Source organism: Variovorax nitratireducens (genome assembly GCF_051216545.1).
In the GTDB taxonomy this organism is placed as follows: Bacteria; Pseudomonadota; Gammaproteobacteria; order Burkholderiales; family Burkholderiaceae_C; genus Variovorax.
Window position 1 is genome coordinate 348777 of sequence record NZ_JBPJZO010000002.1, and the last position, 17598, is coordinate 366374.

Below are 17598 nucleotides of genomic sequence, written 5' to 3' on the forward strand. Positions count from 1 at the left end.
CCCGTGAGCCGCAGAACCCGCATCTTCATCGGCATCCTGCTGATCTACACGGCGGGCATCGCGTTCCTGCTTTACCGGGTGGTCGGCGACATCGACCCGCGCTACCGCGAGTCGGCCGAAGAATCGCTGGTCGAAACCTCGCAGCTCATGGCCAGCCTGATCGAGCAGGACGTGATCGCCGGCGCGCTCAACACGGCCCGGCTCGAGCCGCTGTTCCAGTCGGTTTACGCCCGCGAGTTCTCGGCCCAGATCTACAACCTGCACAAGCGCCGGGTCGAGCTGCGCGTGTACGTGACCGACCGCAGCGGCCGCGTGATGTTCGACTCGACCGGCCGCCAGAACGGTGCTGACTTTTCCAAGTGGAGCGACGTCAGCCGCACGCTGGCCGGCGTGTACGGCGCACGCACCTCGCGCGATGTCGAAAGCGACCCGCGCACCTCGGTGATGTATGTGAGCGCGCCGATCCGCTGGAACGACGAGATCGTCGGCGTGGTCAGCGTCGGCAAGCCGGTGCAGAGCTTCGGCCAGTTCGTCGAAGACGCCCGCGCCCGCACGCTGTGGGTCGGTGTCGGCTCGGCCTTCGCGCTGCTGGTGTTGGCCCTCATCGTGTCGGTCTGGCTGGTGCGGCCGTTCGGGCTGATTTCGGACTACTGGGGCTGGGTGCGCAGCCAGCCGCGCCTGAGCGTGCCGCGCATGGCGCGCCGCGCGCTCGATGCACTGCGCAGCAGCTTCGGCGAAATGCGCGACACGCTCACCGGCCGCAACTACGTGGCCGACTATGTGCAGACCTTCACGCACGAAGTGAAGAGCCCGCTCTCAGCCATCCGCGGCGCGGCCGAACTGCTGCAGGAGCCCTCGATGCCGCAGGCCGAGCGTGAGCACTTCCTGGTCAACATCACGCGCGAGACGCAGCGCATCCAGGAGATCGTGGACCGCATGATGGAACTCACCGCGCTCGAAACGCGGCGCGCGCTGGACCGCACCGAGCCGGTCGCGCTGGCGCCGCTGCTGCAGGACATCGCGGCCGGCGCCCGCCCCGCCGCGTCGGCACGCAACGTCGGGCTGCGCGTGGCCATCGATGCGCAGGCAACGACCGAAGGCGACCCTTTCCTGGTGCGCCGCGCGGTGAGCAACCTGCTCGACAACGCGATCGACTTCTCGCCGGCCGGCCGCGAGGTGGTGCTTACGCTGCAGGCCACCGCACGCCTGGCCCGCATCACGGTGCGCGACCGCGGCCAGGGCATTCCCGACTACGCCAAGGACAAGGTGTTCGAGAAGTTCTATTCACTGGCGCGCCCGCACAACCAGAAGAAAAGCACCGGCCTCGGCCTCGCGTTCGTGAAAGAGATTGCGAACCTGCACCGCGGCCGCGTCGAGCTGGTCAACGGGCCCGGCGGCGGGGCGCTGGCGACTCTGACGCTGCCGCTGGCGGCGCACGACTGACTAGCGGAACCACTCCAGGATCCGGTTGCGCTCCTCCGGCGGCGGCGCCGGTGCCACCTGTTCGGGGGCCAGCGCTTCGGCAGGTTGCGGCTCGGCCACGTCGATCCCCAGGGTTGCGATACCGTGGCCCGGCGTGAAGTCGTCGAAGTACCACTCGCCGTCCACCTGCGCCACGCCGTCGGGCGCCTTCAGCGCGGCCACCGGCACGCCCTTGAGCGCGGTGTCCATGAAGCCTGTCCACACCGGCAAGCTCAGGCTGCCGCCGGTTTCGCCGCGCACGCCGAGCTGGCGCGGCGTGTCGTAGCCGATCCACGCGATGCCAACCAGCGTCGGCTGGAAGCCGGCAAACCAGGTGTCGATCGAGTCGTTGGTAGTGCCGGTCTTGCCGTAGATGTCGTCGCGCCGCAGCGTCGTCCAGGCCTTGCGGCCGGTGCCGTTCTTCACCACGCTGTTCAACAGCGTGTCCATCACGAACGCGTTGCGCGCAGGAATGGCGCGCATGCTTTCGTCGAGCGGCGGCGGCGGGGTGTCGACCAGCACCTGATCCTTGTGGTCGGTGACGCGCGTCACCAGGTGCGGGCTCACGCGGTAGCCGCCGTTGGCGAACACCGCGTAGGCGGTGGCCATCTGCATCGGCGTGACCGAGCCGGAGCCGAGCGCCATCGGCAAGTAGGCCGGGTGCTTCTCGGCCGTGAAGCCGAAGCGGGTGATCCAGTCCTGCGCGTACTGGGTGCCGATCGACTGCAGCAACCGGATCGACACCATGTTCTTCGACTGCTCGAGCGCATGCCGCATCGTCATCGGGCCATCGAAGGTGCCGTCGTAGTTCTTCGGCTCCCAGGGTGTGCCGCCGGTGGTGCTGCCGTCGAAGAACAGCGGCGCATCGTTGATCACGGTGCCGGGCGTGAAGCCTTTTTCCAGCGCGGCCGAGTAGATGAAGGGCTTGAAGCTCGAGCCCGGCTGGCGCCAGGCCTGCGTGACGTGGTTGAACTTGTTCTTGTCGAAGTCGAAGCCGCCGACCAGTGCGCGCACCGTGCCGTTGCGCGGATCGACCGCGACGAAGGCGCCCTCGACCTCCGGCAGTTGCGTGATCTCCCAGCCGCCCTTCGCCGTCTTCGCGACGCGAACCACGGCACCGCGCCGGATCCGGACGTTCGGCGCCGCCTTCTCCGACAGGCCCGTTTGCACCGGTCGAAGCCCTTCGCCCGTGATCTGCAGCGTGTCGCCGTTCGCGCGCACCGCGGTCACTTCCTTCGGGCCTGCCGTCAGCACCACGGCCGCAATCACGTCGCCGTTGTCCGGATGATCGGCCAGCGCGTCGTCGACCGCTTCGTCCAGCGCCGTCGGCGTCGGGTCGGCCGGCAGGTCGACGTACTTCTCGGGGCCGCGGTAGGGCTGGCGCCGCTCGTAATCCATGATCCCCTTGCGCAACGATTTGTAGGCCGCCGCCTGGTCGGCGGCCACCAGCGTGGTGTAGACCTTGAGGCCGCGCGTGTAGGTGCTGTCGCCGTACTTCTCGACCATCAGGCGGCGCACCGTCTCGGCCACGTACTCGGCATGCAGGCGCTTCGGGTCGGCCGCATCGCGCAGACGCAAGGGCTCGGCCCTGGCTGCATCGGCTTGTTCGGCCGTCAACACGCCGGTGGCCTGCATGCGGCCGATCACATGCAGCTGGCGGTCGCGCGCACGACGCGGGTTGCTCAGCGGATTGCCGCTGCGCGGCGCCTTGGGCAGGCCGGCCAGCATCGCCGCTTCGGCGGCCGTGAGGTCCTGCAACGGCTTGCCGAAATACGCCTCCGACGCCGCCGCAAAACCATAGGAGCGGTTGCCGAGGTAGATCTGGTTCAGGTAGATCTCGAGGATCTGGTCTTTGGTCAGCTCGCGCTCAAGCCTGAACGCCAGCAATGCTTCGTAGGTCTTGCGCGTCAGGGTTCTCTCGGAACTGAGATAGACGTTGCGCGCCACCTGCTGCGTGATCGTGGAGGCGCCCTGGCTCACGCCATGCCGCAAGTTGACCAGCACCGCACGCGCGAGCCCCTTGTAGTCGAGGCCACCGTGCTCGTAGAAACGCGCGTCTTCGACGGCAAGCACTGCGTCCTTCAATACCTTGGGCACGGCCGCGATCGGCACGAAGCTGCGGCGCTCCTCGCCGAACTCGCCGATCAGAACGCCCTCGGCCGAATACACGCGCAGCGGCAACTTCGGGCGGTAGTCGGACAGCTCGGACACATCCGGCAACTTGGGCGTGATCACCGCCACGGCCAGGCCGACCACGCACAGCGTCGCGAGCGCGCCGGACGCCAGCACGGCACCGCCCCACCAGAGGACACGCATGGGTCGCGAAGCGGGTTTGGGGATGAAGAAGAGTTTTTTCATGAGGAGGGAGCTATCAATTCGCCAGCGCATACCAGTCGACCTTGCGGGTCGCGAGCATCAGCGTGGCCAGCATGCCGAAGATCAGCAACGCGCCGAGCAAGAGGGCATTGCTCTCCGATGCCAGCAGTCCATAGAGCGCACCGTACAGCACCGCCACATAGGCACCGAAAGACACGCCGCGTTGCCAGCCACCGAGCACGGCGCTGAAGTAGGCCGCGAGCAGCAACACGCTGGCGCCGGCCGCACCAGCGTAGGCAACCGGGAACCTTAGCTTTTCCGAGAGCGCCAGCAGTAACAGAAAGAACAGCGCGATCGACAGGCCGACCAGGCCATATTGCACCGGATGGAGTCGCAGCTTGCGGAAAAGTTCGAACATGAAGGCGGCCATGACCACCAGCCCGATGAACAGCGCACCGTACTTGCCGGCGCGCGTCGACATCGAATAGACGTTGACAGGCTGGGCCAGCGACACATCGAAGCTTTCCAGCGGGCCGGTCATGCGCCGTGCACTGTCGGCATAGCGTGCGGTGTCCACAGCAACGGCGGCCGCAGCCGTGGCGGCGGCCGCCGGGCCCGGGCTGGCCATGCCGGCGCGCACCTGTTCCCGCGCCGAGGTCACGAGCGAGGACACGCGCCACTTCGCATCGAAGCCCTGTGCCGTGATGGTGCGTTCCGAAGCCAGAAAGCGGCCACCGAAGCTGGGGTGTGCCCAGGGCGACGTCAGGTGCGCCGTGGTCTCCTCGCCGATAGGCACCATCGAGAGCGTTTCCTGACCCACCAGGCGCAGCTTGAGCTCAAAGGGCAGGGGCTTCTTCGTCTGCCAGGCCGAGAGCGCACTGCCCACGAGCGGAGCGTGGATGCCGCCATCGAGCCAGCCGTCGGCGGCCATGCCCGGCACGCGCTGGGCAAAGCGCAAGGTCTCGCCGCCAAGGTCGAGCGCGGGCGATCCGTCGAGCCCACGCAGGTCGCTCACGCTGACCGCGACGAAGGGCGCCTTGAACTCGATCCTCGAGTCTTCCTCGCTGTGCGCAACGCTCGCTGGATCGAACCCGGTGAACCCGCCGCTCAACGTGGCGTCGAGCGTGTAGAACGGAATCTTGAAGATGCCGCGGTAGCGCTCCTGCGGCGTCAGGCTTCCCTCGGTGTTCAGCTTCTCGGGGAACACGATGTGCGTCAGCTCTTTGCTGCGCGCCACGCTGCCGATGACCCTGCCTTTGCTATCGCGCTGGGTCTCGCTCCAGCGCTCCACATAGGGCACCACCAGCAGCGGGCCGATCACGGTCTGGCTGCCGGCATAGGTGCTGGCCAGCTCCTGTGCCGCTTCCTGCTGGCTGCGCCCGCGTTCGCGGTTGAGCGAGCCGATCTCGGCCAGCGGGATGCACAGCAACAAGGTCAGCAGCACCAGGCCGATGACCTTGAGCAGCATGGAATTCTTCAGCGCCTGAAACATGGATGTCCTCCTTCGGTTTGTTCGAAGCGCCGATGCTCGCGGCCGTTGCAGAAGCCTTCATGAAGCACTGCCACCGCTGCGCTTCACACAGACTTCACACAAGCGTTTTGCCTTCCCGCAGTCTTCCTATTGGCTTCGCAGCCGCTCGCGACATTGAGTCCCGTGCAAGTTCGCACGACCCGAGGACACAACCCATGCTGCAAGCCACTTCTCCCCGCCCCGGCCGCTGGCTCTGGCTCGCCACCGTGAGCATTGCATCCACCTGCTTCGTATTGCTCACGGCCCGGCCGGTCGGCGCGCAGGAGGCGCCCGGCCCGCGCCTGAAGACCGAGAGCCCGTACTTCTTCGTCAAGAGCGATTCGCCCGATACCGACCGGCTGCCGCTCAAGGGCACGGAGGTCAACGTGCGCGTCTCCGGCGTCATCGCCGACGTGACCGTGACGCAGACCTACCGCAACGAAGGTCAGCGCCCGATCGAGGCGCGCTATGTGTTCCCGGGTTCGACCAAGGCGGCCGTGAGCGGCCTCAACGTGCGCCTGGGCGACCGCCTCATCACCGCGCAGATCCGCGAGAAGCAGCAGGCGAAGATCGAATACGACACGGCGAAGAAGGAAGGCAAGACCGCCGCCCTGCTGGAACAGCACCTGCCCAACGTGTTCCAGATGAACGTCGCCAACATCCTGCCGGGCGACGACGTGAAGGTGGAGCTGCGCTACACCGAACTGCTGGTGCCCAGTGGCGGCAACTACCAGTTCGTGTTTCCGACGGTGGTGGGCCCGCGCTACAACAGCCCGCAATCCGAAAACGCCAATGCCCGGTGGGTTGCGCAACCGGTGCTGCGCGCCGGCGTGGCGCCGGACACCGCCTTCAAGCTCAAGGTCGCGATCGACACGCCACTCGGCATCAAGGAGATTCGCTCGGCCACGCACGCGGTCGACGTCAGGAAAGACGACAACGACCAGCACGCCGACATCGCACTGGCCGCGAGCACCGAGCCCGCCAACAACCGCGACTTCGTGCTCGCCTGGCGGCTTGCCGGCGACAGGATCGAATCGGGCCTGATGCTCTACAAGGGCCAGGACGAGAACTTCTTTCTCGCGATGGTCGAGCCGCCCAAGTCGGTGGCCGCCAGCGCCATCTCGCCGCGCGACTACATCTTCGTGGTCGACATCTCGGGCTCGATGCACGGCTTTCCGCTCGACACCGCCAAGGTGATGCTCGAACGCCTGATCGGCGGGCTGCGCCCGAGCGACACCTTCAACGTGCTGCTGTTTTCGGGCAGCAGCAAGATGCTGTCGCCAAAGTCGGTGCCGGCCACGCGCGCCAACATCGAGCAGGCACTCGCCACCATCAACAAGTACGAGGGCGGCGGCAGCACCGAGCTGATTCCTGCCTTGAAGCGCGTCTATGCCGAACCCAAGCCCGAGAACGTGTCGCGCACCGTGGTGGTGGTGAGCGACGGCTATGTGACGGTCGAGCGCGAAGCCTTCGAGCTGGTGCGCAAGAACCTGTCGAAAGCCAACGTGTTCGCGTTCGGCATCGGCAGTTCGGTCAACCGGCATCTGATGGAAGGCCTGGCCCGTGCCGGCATGGGCGAGCCGTTCATCATCACCGACCCGATCCAGGCGCCCGAGCAGGCCGCGCGCTTTCGCCGCATGGTCGAGTCGCCGGTGCTCACCAATGTGAAGGCCACCTTCGGCGGCCTCGATGTCTACGACGTGGAGCCGACCGCCCTGCCCGACGTGCTCGGCGAGCGCCCGGTGATCGTGTTCGGCAAATGGCGCTCGAACTCGGAGGGACTGCCCAAGGGCCGCGTGATCATCGAAGGCCAGAGCGCCAACGGCCCGTACCGCCAGGAACTCGCGATCGACGCGAAGGTGCGCCAGGACACGGCCGCGCTGCGCACGCTGTGGGCACGCCATCGCATCGGCGCCTTGAGCGACCAGGAAGCGCTGGAAGGCGGCGACGCGTTCAAGCAGCGCATCACCGACCTGGGCCTCAAGTACAGCCTGCTCACGCAGTACACCAGCTTCATCGCGGTCGACAAGGTGGTACGCAACCCGGTGCCGCAAAACGCTGCGAGCGTCGATCAGCCCTCGCCCCTGCCCAAGGGCGTGAGCGAGCTGGCCGTTGGCGGCGCAACGCTCGGCGCCGAGGTGCCGAGCACGCCGGAGCCCGAGACGCTGGGTGCCATCGCCGTGGTGTTGTCGATGCTGGCCATGTTGCGCCGCCGCGCGCGCCGGCATGACCCGCGCCGTCTGACTGCCTGAAGAAGAAGGCTGCACATGTCGCTTGCATCATTGGCACAAACCCACCCGCGCCTGGTCGACTGGGGCATCCGCCTCGACCGCGCACCCGCCGCCGGCTGGCTTGCACTGCAGGCCGTGGCGCTCACGCCCACCTGGCTCTGGATGGCGGCACGCCTGCGCGATGGCTCGGACGATCCGCTCGGCCTGCTGGCACTCGCATCGCTCGCGCTGCTGGTCTGGCAATTGCGGCACGACCTGCGCGCCTCACCGCGCCTCGGCTGGCTCGCGCTGGCCGCCGGCGGGACGCTCGCAGCCACGCTGCTGCGAATAGCCCTGCCGCCGCTCGCCGCCAGCCTGCTCGCGGTACTGGCGCTCGCCTGCGGACTGATGGCTTTCCTGCCGCGCCGCGTGGCCGCGTTGCCGGTCGCCGGGCTGGCAGTGCTGGCGCTGCCGCTACTCTCGTCGCTGCAGTTCTACGCCGGCTACCCGCTGCGCGTGGTCACGGCCGAAGCCAGCCGCTGGCTGCTGGCGCCGGGCTTCGGCGTGGCACGCGAAGGCACCTCCTTGCTGGTGGACGGCCGGCTCGTGATCGTCGATGCGCCCTGCTCCGGCGTGCAGATGGTGTGGTTCGGTTACTTCACGGCCTGCGCGGTCGCGCTGTGGGCGTCCCGCAGCGACCGCGCGTTCCTCGCACGGCTGCCGGCCGTCGGCCTGCTCGTGCTGGCCGGCAACATCCTGCGCAACAGCGTGCTGGTGGCTTTCGAAGCCGCAGACCGCCCGCTTGCACCCTGGGCGCACAACGCCTTCGGACTGCTGGTACTGGCCGCCGTCTGCGGCGGCATCGCGTGGGCCATGGCACCGCGCCGCGCACCGGCCATTCCCGGCCTGATCACCATCCCTGGAGGCCGCCGTGTCGATACGACTGCTTGAACGTTTTCTGTTCGCCAACCATTTCATGCAGCGCGTCGCGCACAAGGCGCTGTTCGCGCTCGCGATGCTGCTGTGCCTGCTCTGGGCCAGCGCCCAGGCGCTGCGGCCTGCTGCAGCGCCAGCCGCACCAGCCGCCTTCCACGAATGGCCCGCCGAATGGGACGGCGCGCCGCTGCGCCCGCTCGCGCTGAGCGCCATCGAGCAACGCTTCGCGCAGCAGTTCCCGGGCAGCATTGCGCGCATGACCGATGGCCGCCAGCTGCTGGTGTTGCGCGAGGTCAAGTCGCCCACCCGCATGCTGCACCCGGCCGCGGATTGCTACCGTGCCCTGGGTTACCGCATCGAGCAGGCCCGGCTCGAGCGCGACGCGCAGCAACGGCTCTGGCGCTGCTTCTCGGCCAAGCGCAGCCAAGGGCAAACCCTCCCCTCAAACTTGAGGGTATGCGAGCGCATCGAGGCCGCCGACGGCAGTTCTTTCACCGACACTTCAGCCTGGTACTGGGCTGCGGCCAGCGGACAATCGAAGGGACCGTGGCAAGCCGTCACGACAGCGAAACTGCTCTGAAGAAGAATTTGTGAAGAAGACTCTGCGTGACCTGCTTCTTGTGGCTCTGGCGCTGGTGGCCACAGTCGCCGTCGCTATTGTTCTGATCGTGAAGATCGCGCTGGCACCAGCGGCCGGCGAATGGTCGATGCGGGTGCAGGCCGGGCCAGTCGGCTTCGATGTCGGCGTGCCAACCGCGATCCGCCTCGCCACCGCGTCCTGGTTCGCCCCGCAGCTCGACGGCCAGACGCTCGACACACGTTACGGGCCGGTGCATTTTGGCTGGAACGCGCCCCGTCAGACGCTGGAACTGGTCTGCGCACCCTGCAGCGCCACCGTGCCCGAATTCGGCGCCCAGCCGATCAAGGTCGAGAGCCTGCTGATCACGGTTCGCCGCGACGTCGTCGTGCTCAACGGCACGCTCGAAGCCAAAGCAGCGGGCGCCGACACGCCCGCGCTGCGTGGCCGCTGGGACGGCCGCCTCACGCAGAAAACGCTGCAGCTCGACATCACCATGGCCGACGCCCCGATCGCCCAGTGGTATGGCGTGTTCATGCCGGCGCTGCCCGAACTGCAGCGCGCGCGCATCGGCGGCACCATGGCGCTGCGCGCGCAGCTGGCCTTGCCGGCCGACAGTTTCACGGTCCAGCCGACGATCTCGCAATTCACGGTCGAAGGGCTCGGCACCGAGGCGATGCTCAATGCGCGCAGCAGCTGCGGCGCGCCATCGCGGCTTGCAGCCGAGAGCTGGCTCACACGCGCGGTGATCGCGGCCGAAGACCAGCGTTTCTTCCAGCACCCGGGTTACGACCTGACCGAACTCGGCGCCGCCGTTGCCGCGAACCAGAAGGCCGGCCAGGTCGAGCGCGGCGGCAGCACGCTCACGCAGCAACTCACCAAGCTGCTGGTCACCGGTAGCGAGCGCACCGGCGAACGCAAGCTGCGTGAACTGCTCTATGCGGTCGAGATGGAACAGACGCTCGGCAAACCGCGCATCCTGCAGCTCTACCTCGACAACGCGCCCTGGGGCAGCGGGGTGTGCGGCGCCGAAGCGGCGGCCAAACGCTACTTCAAGCGCAGTGCAGCCAGGCTGGAGCCGGCGCAGGCCGTCTGGCTGGCCGCGATGCTGCACAACCCCGGCGCCGAAATCGCGCAATGGCAGCGCAGCGGCAACATCGACGCGGCACGCTCAAAGCTGGTAGCCGAAGGGATTCGTGGCATCACGCGCGGCCAGCGCGAATCGCTGCTGAAAGGCGTGGCCAACGCGCGGTTCGCGCCGCCGCCCTGAGCGATGGAGCCGGCCGACATCGAGGCGATCGAACGCGCCACCCTCGCCGCCGTCTCGCCGGAGGCCATTGAAGAGCTGCCCGAAGGCTGGCTCCTTCCTTTCGACAGCGGCACCGTGAGCCGCGCGAAAACCGCTCTGCCGTTGCGCCATGCGACACCCGAGCCTGGGCTGGCCGAGCGCATCGAGGCCCGCTATCACGCGCACGGCCTGCCACCCGCGTTCCGCCTGCCCGACGCGCCGTGTTTCGACGCGATGCGCGAGGCGCTCGCGCAACGCGGCTATGGCGCTTGCAAAGCCACTGTCACGCAGTTCGGCCGTGCACAGGCCATGGGGGCGCTCACGGCCGGTGCGCCGGCCGAACTCGACGCCGCACCCGATGCCGGCTGGGAATCGGTGTTCCTCGGCCCCGGCTTCGACCCGGTCGATGGCGCCAGCCGCGTGCGTGCATTGAGCCGCGCGTCCGGCACGCTGTTCGCCAGCGTGCGCGAGGACGGCCGCACCGTGGCGGCCGGTGCGATCGCCTTCGGCCACGGCTGGGCCAGCGTGCACGGCATGCGCACCGAGCAGGCCGCGCGCGGCCGCGGTCTGGCCGGCCGGGTGCTGGCCGGACTCGCGCAGGCGGCGCTGGCCCGGGGCGTCGAGCGGGTATTTCTGCAGGTCGAAGCGGGCAACGCCGCTGCGCTTTCGCTCTACCGCCGCGCAGGCTTCGGTCCGGCCTGGCGCTACGCATACTGGCAGCCGGCATAGCGTCGGTCGCACCGATTCGGTGCGGTGCCGGGTGGCACATGTCTTGCAATTGCGGCATCAATGGATGCTGTTGTCACTCCCCCGCCTGCGGCCGTTGAAATCGTCGCGCTGACAAAGCGCTACGCCGCGGGTACACCCGCCGCGGTGGACCAGATCGACCTGCGCATCGAGAGCGGCAGCTACTGTTGCCTGCTGGGGCCGTCGGGCTGCGGCAAGAGCACCACGCTGCGCATGATCGCGGGGCACGAGTCGGTGTCCGTCGGCGACATCCTGCTCGACAACCGCAACATCACCAACCTGCCGGCCGCTGCGCGCGGCACGGCCATGATGTTCCAGAGCTTTGCGCTGTTCCCGCACCTGTCGGCGCTCGACAACGTCGCGTTCAGCCTCAAGATGAAAGGCGTCGGCAAGGCCGAGCGCCACAAGCGCGCGGGCGACCTGCTCGAACGCGTGGCCATGGGCCATCTGGCCGAACGCAAGCCGGCCGAACTGTCGGGCGGCCAGCAGCAGCGCGTGGCGCTGGCGCGGGCGCTCATCACCCAACCGCGCGTGCTGCTGCTCGACGAGCCGCTGTCGGCGCTCGACCCCTTCCTGCGCATCCAGATGCGCGCCGAGCTGCGTCGCTGGCAGAAGGAGCTGGGCCTCACCTTCATCCACGTCACGCACTCGCAGGAAGAAGCGATGGCGCTGGCCGACACCATGGTGGTCATGAACCACGGCCTGATCGAGCAGGTCGGCTCGCCGCACATGGTCTACAACCATCCGGCCAGCGAGTTCGTGGCGCGCTTCATGGGCGGCCACAACGTGATCGACACCCCCACCGGCCCCATCGCGGTGCGCAACGACCACATGCGCGTCGGCGGCCCCGACGAGGCCGGCATCGCGGCGCAAATCACCGATGTCGAGTACCAGGGCACCTACGTGCTGATGGGCCTTGAAGTGACCGAAGCCGCGGCCGGCCGCAAGGGCGTGTCAGTGCTGCTCAACGAGGCTGCTTTCCTGGCCCGTCCCTACGCGGCGGGCGAGCAGGTGCGCCTGTCGTGGGATGCGGCCGACGCGCGCGTGCTCGGCCCCGGCGTCAAGCGGCCGGCGCAGCGCAGCACGCCCTCCGCACGAGGCCGCGGGCACCGCGACGAGCTCGCTGCCGTCGCCGCCTGAGCTTTTCTTCTTCGTTTTTTTTCACCGCGCTCACCCCTCATCACCAACTCTGGAGGCCTCCTCATGTCCGAACCGATCGACTCTTCCGCCAACGGCATCAAGCGCCGTGCCCTGCTGCAAGGCACAACCGGCATGGCCGGCATCCTGGCCACGGGCATGGCGCCCTTCGTCCACGCGCAAGAGAAGATCGTGCTGCGCTACCTCGGCACCGCAGTCAACCAGGACAAGGCGATCGGCGACAAGTTCAAGGCCGACACCGGCATCGAGATCCAGTACGTGGCCGTGACCACCGACGACGTGACCAAGCGCGCCGTCACCGCACCCAACAGCTTCGACCTGATCGACACCGAGTTCTTCTCGCTCAAGAAGATCGTGCCGACCGGCAACCTGAAGGGCATCGACACCAAGAAGATCAAGAACGCCGACAAGATCACCTCGCTGTTCACCAAGGGTGAAGTGGCGGGCAAGGCGGTTGGCGACCAGGGCACGGCCCCCAAGAAGGTGATCTACCTCGAAGGCGAAAAGTCCAAGAAGTTCTCGGCCACGCCGACGCAGTTCATGTCGCTGATCCCGACGGTCTACAACGCCGACACCCTGGGCATTCGCCCGGATCTGATCAAGCGCCCCATCAGCTCCTGGGCCGAACTGCTGAACCCCGAGTTCAAGGGCAAGGCCGCGATCCTGAACATCCCCTCGATCGGCATCATGGACGCCGCGATGGTGGTGGAGGCCAAGGGCATCCACAAGTACAAGGACAAGGGCAACATGACCAAGGCCGAGATCGACCTGACGATCAAGACCCTGATCGAAGCCAAGAAGGCCGGCCAGTTCCGCGCGCTGTGGAAAGACTTCAACGAGTCGGTCAACCTGATGGCGTCCGGCGAAGTGGTGATCCAGTCGATGTGGAGCCCGGCCGTGACTGCCGTGCGCACCAAGGGCATCGCCTGCAACTTCCAGCCGCTCAAGGAAGGCTACCGCGCCTGGGCCGCCGGCTTCGGCCTGCCGGCCACGCTGTCGGGCAAGAAGCTCGATGGCGCCTACGAATTCATCAACTGGTTCCTCGACGGCTGGGCCGGTGCGTACCTAAATCGCCAGGGCTACTACAGCGCCGTGCTCGAAACCGCCAAGGCCAAGATGGAAGCCTACGAGTGGGCCTACTGGATGGAAGGCAAGGCCGCCGCACAGGACATCAAGAGCCCGAACGGCGATGTGCTGGCCAAAACCGGTGCGGTGCGCGACGGCGGCAGCTACGAGCAGCGCATGGGCGGCATCGCATGCTGGAACGCTGTGATGGACGAGAACGAGTACATGGTCAAAAAGTGGAACGAATTCGTCGCGGCATAGAGCTCGCCCCCAGGTCGCTGCGCACTTCGTGTCGCGACTCCCACCCCCTGCCGGGGGCGACACCAGCGGCCCGGCAAAGCCGGTTCCGCGGTGTCTCACGAAGGGGCTTCGCTTTGCTCGCCTCTGGGAATAAATAGACCTTCACCCTTGATTCATGAGTGCACCTGCGACATCCGGCCACGCCGCCTCCATGCCCACCCACGCCGTGAAGGCGTGGTGGCAGGCGGCGCCGTTTGCGCTGGTGTTCCTGCTTTTTTTCCTGATTCCGCTGGCGCTGATCGCGATGGTCAGCCTGTGGAACTTCAACGAGTACGAGCTGATTCCGGCCGTCACGCTGCGCAACTACCTGAGCATCTTCGAGGGCTGTTCGCAGCTCACCGACAACGGTGATTTCTGCGTCACGCTGAGCACCTACATCAGCACGCTCAAGTTCTGCCTGCTGGTCTGGGGCATCACGCTCCTGATCGGGTTTTCGGTCGCGTACTTTCTTGCGTTCCATGTACGGTCGCCGGGCATGCAGACCGTGCTGTTCGTGCTGTGCACCGTGCCGTTCTGGACATCCAACGTGATCCGCATGATCTCGTGGGTGCCGCTGCTGGGCCGCAACGGGCTGGTCAACCAGGGGCTGATGGGCATGGGCATGGTGCACGAGCCGGTCGAGTGGTTGCTGTTCTCCGACTTCTCGGTGGTGCTGGCCTTCGTGCATCTGTACACGATGTTCATGATCGTGCCGATCTTCAATTCAATGATGCGCATCGACCGCTCGCTGCTCGAAGCGGCCAGCGACTCGGGCGCCACCGGCTGGCAGACGCTGTGGAACGTGATCGTGCCGCTGTCGCGCACCGGCATCCTGATCGGCTCGATTTTCGTCATCACCATCGTCATGGGCGACTTCGTCACCATCGGCGTGATGGGCGGCCAGCAGATCGCGTCGATCGGCAAGATCATCCAGGTGCAGACCTCGTACCTGCAGTTTCCCCTGGCCGCGGCCAACGCGATGATTCTGCTGGCGGTGGTGCTGATGATCATCTGGGGTCTGACGCGGCTCGTCGACATTCGCAAGGAGCTCTGAGGATGAAACCTGGCCTTTCGATGCGATGCGGGTTGCGTGGTTTCGGTCGCTGGGGTGGCTCGGGGCGGGATCAGGCCGACGGCGTACTCTGCTCCGCGAATGTCCCCCGGCCTTCGGCCTCCTCCTTTATTTCGCTGCGCAGAGCACACCATCGACGTGATCCGGCAGAGCGGTGGTTCATCGACGGAACTGGCGCAGCGCTACCCGTGCCGAGGGCATCGGGTGCCTCCCGCAGCGAAATAAAGGAGGAGGCGAAGCCGGGGGACATTCGCGGAGGGAGGTACCCGGTGTCCTCGGCACGCGCCCTGACCCCCCGCGCCCCAAGCGCCCCTGCCCCCGCCCCCGCCCCCGCCCCGAACGCAGCCTACTGGCAGCAACGCGCAACAGCGGAGCAACAAGGATGAGCCAACGCATCGGTGAACAACGCGCCGCCGGCTTCTGGCCCCTTGCCATCGTCTTCGCACTGTTCGTGCTGTTCCTCTACGGCCCGATGATCACGATCTTCGTGCTCAGCTTCCAGGGCCCGGAAGGCGGCCTCACGTTTCCGCTGCGCGGCATGTCGCTGCACTGGTTCCACAAGCTCGCCGAGGGCCTCGGCACCGTCGACATCGGCGCGGCATTTCGCCGCTCGCTGATGCTCGGCGCCGTGGTGATGCTGTTCACCGTGGTGCTGTCGGTGCTGGCCGGCCTCGCGTTCCGCAAGAAACTCAAGGGCGGCAACGCGCTGTTCTTCATCACCGTCGCCAGCCTCATCATGCCGTCCATCATCGTGTCGCTCGGCATCGGGCTGCAGTTCCGCCTGCTCGACACCGGCATCAAGGAAATGCTGACCGCCATGGACGCGACCGGCACGCTGGAGAACTACGGCACCGCGCTCGGCCTGCTCACCTCCGCGCTCGGCGCGCACCTGACCTGGACGCTGCCATTTGGCCTCCTGATCATGTTCGCGGTGTTCAACCGCTTCAACCCGGCTTACGAAGAAGCCGCACGCGACCTCGGCGCCACGCCCTGGCAGGCCTTTCGCCACGTGGTGCTGCCGCTGATCGGGCCGTCGATCATCGGCATCGGCATGTTCGGCTTCACCTTGAGCTGGGACGAGATCGCGCGCACCTCGCAGGCCATCGGCGACGTCAACACCCTGCCGCTCGAACTGCAGGGCCTCACGTCGACCGTTACCACGCCGTCGATCTACGCGCTCGGCACGGTGACGACCATCGTCTCGTTCGGCGTGATGGCGGTCGCGCTCGGCACCGCCGCGCTGCTGCGCCGCCGCTCCACCCAGAAGACGCACTGAGCGCGCAATGCCTTCGCTGCTCGTCATCAACCCCAACACTTCGACCGCAGTCAGTGCGCTGCTGCAGCAGCATGTGCAAAAGGAAGCCGGCAGCGCGCTCGAGGTGCACACCCTCACCGCCCGCTTCGGCGCGCCCTACATCTCGTCCGAAGCAAGCTACGCGGTGGCCAACCACACGGTGCTCGACGCCTGGGCCGTCGCGCTCACGCAGCGGCCGAAGCCCGACGCGGTGCTGATCGGCTGCTTCGGCGACCCCGGCCTGTTCGCGCTGCGCGAAGGCGCGGGTGTGCCGGTCACCGGTCTGGCCGAGGCGGCTTTTGCGGCGGCGGCCTGGCATGGGAGTTTTGCCATCGTGACCGGCGGCGAGCGCTGGCGGCCGATGCTGTCGCGCCTGGCCGGCGCGCTCGGCCACACGCAAACGCTGGCCGGTATCCACACGGTGGCACCGACCGGTGCCGAACTCGCAGCCGACCCGGTCGGCGCGCGCAAGCTGCTGGCGCAGGCCTGCCGCGATGCGGCCGAGCGCTTCAAGGTGCAGGCCGTGATCCTTGGCGGCGCCGGGCTCGCGGGCATGGCGGCCGACATTGCGGGCGACGTGCCGGTGCCATTGATCGACAGCGTCCAAGCCGGCGTGCAGTGGGCGCTCGAGGCGGTGCGCGGCACCCGGCGCGAGGCTGGCGACAGCGGCTTCGGCGTCGCCTGGGAAAACGTCTCCTGGGAGATGGCCGCGCTGCCCTGACCAACCACAGACCGGACATCCGCGTTGCTGGCGCGGTTCGCGACTTGGTGCCACCATGTTCCGATGACCAGCGCACACACCCACCACCATCTCACCGACTTGATGCCCGTGGCCACGCCGCGCGGCATCGACCACATCGTGGCCGGCGTCTCGACCAGCGACGGCGACGGCGTCAAGCTCACGCGCGTGCTGCAACAGACGCTGCAGCAACGGCTCGACCCGTACCTGATGCTCGACGCCTTCGGCAGCGACAACCCGGGCGACTACATCGGCGGCTTTCCGAACCATCCGCACCGCGGCTTCGAAACCGTCACCTACATGATTGCCGGCCGCATGCGGCACCGCGACAGCGCCGGCCACGAGGGCCTGCTGTCCAACGGCGGCGTGCAGTGGATGACGGCCGGCCGCGGCCTGGTGCACAGCGAACTGCCCGAGCAGGAAGACGGCCTGATGGAAGGCTTTCAGCTCTGGCTCAACCTGCCGGCCAAGGACAAGATGCGCGAGCCCTGGTACCGCGACATCCAGAGCACCGAGATTCCCCAGTACACGACGCCCTCCGGCGTGCAGGTGCGCGTGATCGCCGGCGCGAGCCATGGCGTGCAGGGCGCGGAACAGCGCGAGCACACCGAGCCGCTCTACCTCGACATCACCCTGCCACCGGGCACTGAGTTTGCGCAGCCGCTGCCCGACGACCACAACGCGCTGGTCTACGCCTTTCGCGAGTCGGTCTGGATTGCCGGCAGCGAGGTGCCGACGCGGCGCATGGCGATTTTGGCCAACGACCTCGGCAGCGACGGCGTACACCTGCGTGCCGCCGCCACCAACCACAGCGCCGCCCGCGCCTTGCTGATCGCCGGCCGACCGCTGCATGAGCCGATCGTGCAGTACGGCCCATTCGTGATGAACACGCGCGAACAGGTCACGCAAGCCATGCATGACTTCCAGAATGGCAAACTGGGCTGAA

Annotated in this window: 14 protein-coding genes; 12 read left to right on the forward strand and 2 right to left on the reverse strand. The window is 67.4% G+C overall.

Annotated elements, in window-relative coordinates; all coding sequences use genetic code 11:
- Positions 1–3: 3 nt before the first annotated feature.
- The gene (gene creC, locus ACSFA8_RS07000) at positions 4–1443 is read left to right on the forward strand and encodes a two-component system sensor histidine kinase CreC (RefSeq protein ID WP_435478777.1); all 1440 of its coding nucleotides are present in this window, start codon (positions 4–6) and stop codon (positions 1441–1443) included.
- Here creC and ACSFA8_RS07005 read toward each other — a convergent pair whose 3' ends face one another.
- Together ACSFA8_RS07005 and creD are read right to left on the reverse strand one after the other, a co-directional pair.
- Entirely contained in the window at positions 1444–3819 is a 2376-nt protein-coding gene (locus ACSFA8_RS07005; RefSeq protein WP_435478778.1) for a penicillin-binding protein 1A, read from the reverse strand. It abuts the gene before it with no gap.
- Positions 3820–3832: 13 nt separating this feature from the next.
- Positions 3833–5269 (reverse strand): cell envelope integrity protein CreD, encoded by a 1437-nt coding sequence (creD, locus tag ACSFA8_RS07010; RefSeq protein WP_435478779.1) that lies wholly within the window; start codon positions 5267–5269, stop codon positions 3833–3835.
- Positions 5270–5463: 194 nt separating this feature from the next.
- Here creD and ACSFA8_RS07015 point away from each other — a divergent pair, with 194 nt between their 5' ends.
- From ACSFA8_RS07015 to ACSFA8_RS07065, 11 genes are all read left to right on the forward strand, one after another.
- Positions 5464–7539, forward strand: a complete 2076-nt coding sequence (locus ACSFA8_RS07015) for a VIT and vWA domain-containing protein (RefSeq protein WP_435478780.1) — start codon at positions 5464–5466, stop codon at positions 7537–7539.
- Between the two features lie 15 nt (positions 7540–7554).
- Positions 7555–8448, forward strand: coding sequence for an exosortase Q (gene xrtQ, locus ACSFA8_RS07020; RefSeq protein WP_435478781.1), 894 nt, complete (start codon positions 7555–7557; stop codon positions 8446–8448).
- Positions 8429–9013: a hypothetical protein gene (locus ACSFA8_RS07025; protein WP_435478782.1), complete on the forward strand. Its 585-nt coding sequence runs from the start codon at positions 8429–8431 to the stop codon at positions 9011–9013. The genes xrtQ and ACSFA8_RS07025 overlap by 20 nt, the downstream gene beginning before the upstream one ends.
- Before the next feature lie 10 nt (positions 9014–9023).
- Positions 9024–10280 (forward strand): biosynthetic peptidoglycan transglycosylase, encoded by a 1257-nt coding sequence (locus ACSFA8_RS07030; protein WP_435478783.1) that lies wholly within the window; start codon positions 9024–9026, stop codon positions 10278–10280.
- 3 nt (positions 10281–10283) lie between these two features.
- Positions 10284–11027: a GNAT family N-acetyltransferase gene (locus ACSFA8_RS07035; protein ID WP_435478784.1), complete on the forward strand. Its 744-nt coding sequence runs from the start codon at positions 10284–10286 to the stop codon at positions 11025–11027.
- Positions 11028–11087: 60 nt separating this feature from the next.
- A complete protein-coding gene (locus tag ACSFA8_RS07040) occupies positions 11088–12185 on the forward strand; it encodes an ABC transporter ATP-binding protein (RefSeq protein ID WP_435478785.1) in 1098 nt (365 codons plus the stop codon).
- A 63-nt stretch (positions 12186–12248) separates the two neighbouring features.
- Positions 12249–13529 (forward strand): ABC transporter substrate-binding protein, encoded by a 1281-nt coding sequence (locus ACSFA8_RS07045; protein ID WP_435478786.1) that lies wholly within the window; start codon positions 12249–12251, stop codon positions 13527–13529.
- Positions 13530–13683: 154 nt separating this feature from the next.
- Positions 13684–14601, forward strand: coding sequence for an ABC transporter permease (locus tag ACSFA8_RS07050; protein WP_435478787.1), 918 nt, complete (start codon positions 13684–13686; stop codon positions 14599–14601).
- 400 nt (positions 14602–15001) lie between these two features.
- Positions 15002–15895 carry an ABC transporter permease gene (locus tag ACSFA8_RS07055; protein ID WP_435478788.1) on the forward strand — a complete coding sequence of 298 codons (894 nt, stop codon included), beginning with the start codon at positions 15002–15004 and terminating at the stop codon, positions 15893–15895.
- Positions 15896–15902: 7 nt separating this feature from the next.
- Positions 15903–16634, forward strand: coding sequence for an aspartate/glutamate racemase family protein (locus tag ACSFA8_RS07060; protein WP_435478789.1), 732 nt, complete (start codon positions 15903–15905; stop codon positions 16632–16634).
- Between the two features lie 63 nt (positions 16635–16697).
- Complete coding sequence (locus ACSFA8_RS07065) at positions 16698–17597, forward strand: pirin family protein (RefSeq protein ID WP_435478790.1); 900 nt, start codon at positions 16698–16700, stop codon at positions 17595–17597.
- Position 17598 lies beyond the last annotated feature (1 nt).

Excerpts from the sequence above, each read along its gene's own strand:
- ACSFA8_RS07060 (WP_435478789.1), top strand. The coding sequence starts at position 15,903 with ATGCCTTCGCTGCTCGTCATCAACCCCAACACTTCGACCGCAGTCAGT.
- ACSFA8_RS07050 (WP_435478787.1), top strand. The coding sequence starts at position 13,684 with ATGAGTGCACCTGCGACATCCGGCCACGCCGCCTCCATGCCCACCCAC.
- ACSFA8_RS07035 (WP_435478784.1), top strand. The coding sequence starts at position 10,284 with ATGGAGCCGGCCGACATCGAGGCGATCGAACGCGCCACCCTCGCCGCC.
- ACSFA8_RS07040 (WP_435478785.1), top strand. The coding sequence starts at position 11,088 with ATGGATGCTGTTGTCACTCCCCCGCCTGCGGCCGTTGAAATCGTCGCG.
- ACSFA8_RS07055 (WP_435478788.1), top strand. The coding sequence starts at position 15,002 with ATGAGCCAACGCATCGGTGAACAACGCGCCGCCGGCTTCTGGCCCCTT.
- ACSFA8_RS07005 (WP_435478778.1), bottom strand. The coding sequence starts at position 3,819 with ATGAAAAAACTCTTCTTCATCCCCAAACCCGCTTCGCGACCCATGCGT.
- ACSFA8_RS07045 (WP_435478786.1), top strand. The coding sequence starts at position 12,249 with ATGTCCGAACCGATCGACTCTTCCGCCAACGGCATCAAGCGCCGTGCC.
- ACSFA8_RS07065 (WP_435478790.1), top strand. The coding sequence starts at position 16,698 with ATGACCAGCGCACACACCCACCACCATCTCACCGACTTGATGCCCGTG.
- creD (WP_435478779.1), bottom strand. The coding sequence starts at position 5,269 with ATGTTTCAGGCGCTGAAGAATTCCATGCTGCTCAAGGTCATCGGCCTG.
- xrtQ (WP_435478781.1), top strand. The coding sequence starts at position 7,555 with ATGTCGCTTGCATCATTGGCACAAACCCACCCGCGCCTGGTCGACTGG.
- ACSFA8_RS07015 (WP_435478780.1), top strand. The coding sequence starts at position 5,464 with ATGCTGCAAGCCACTTCTCCCCGCCCCGGCCGCTGGCTCTGGCTCGCC.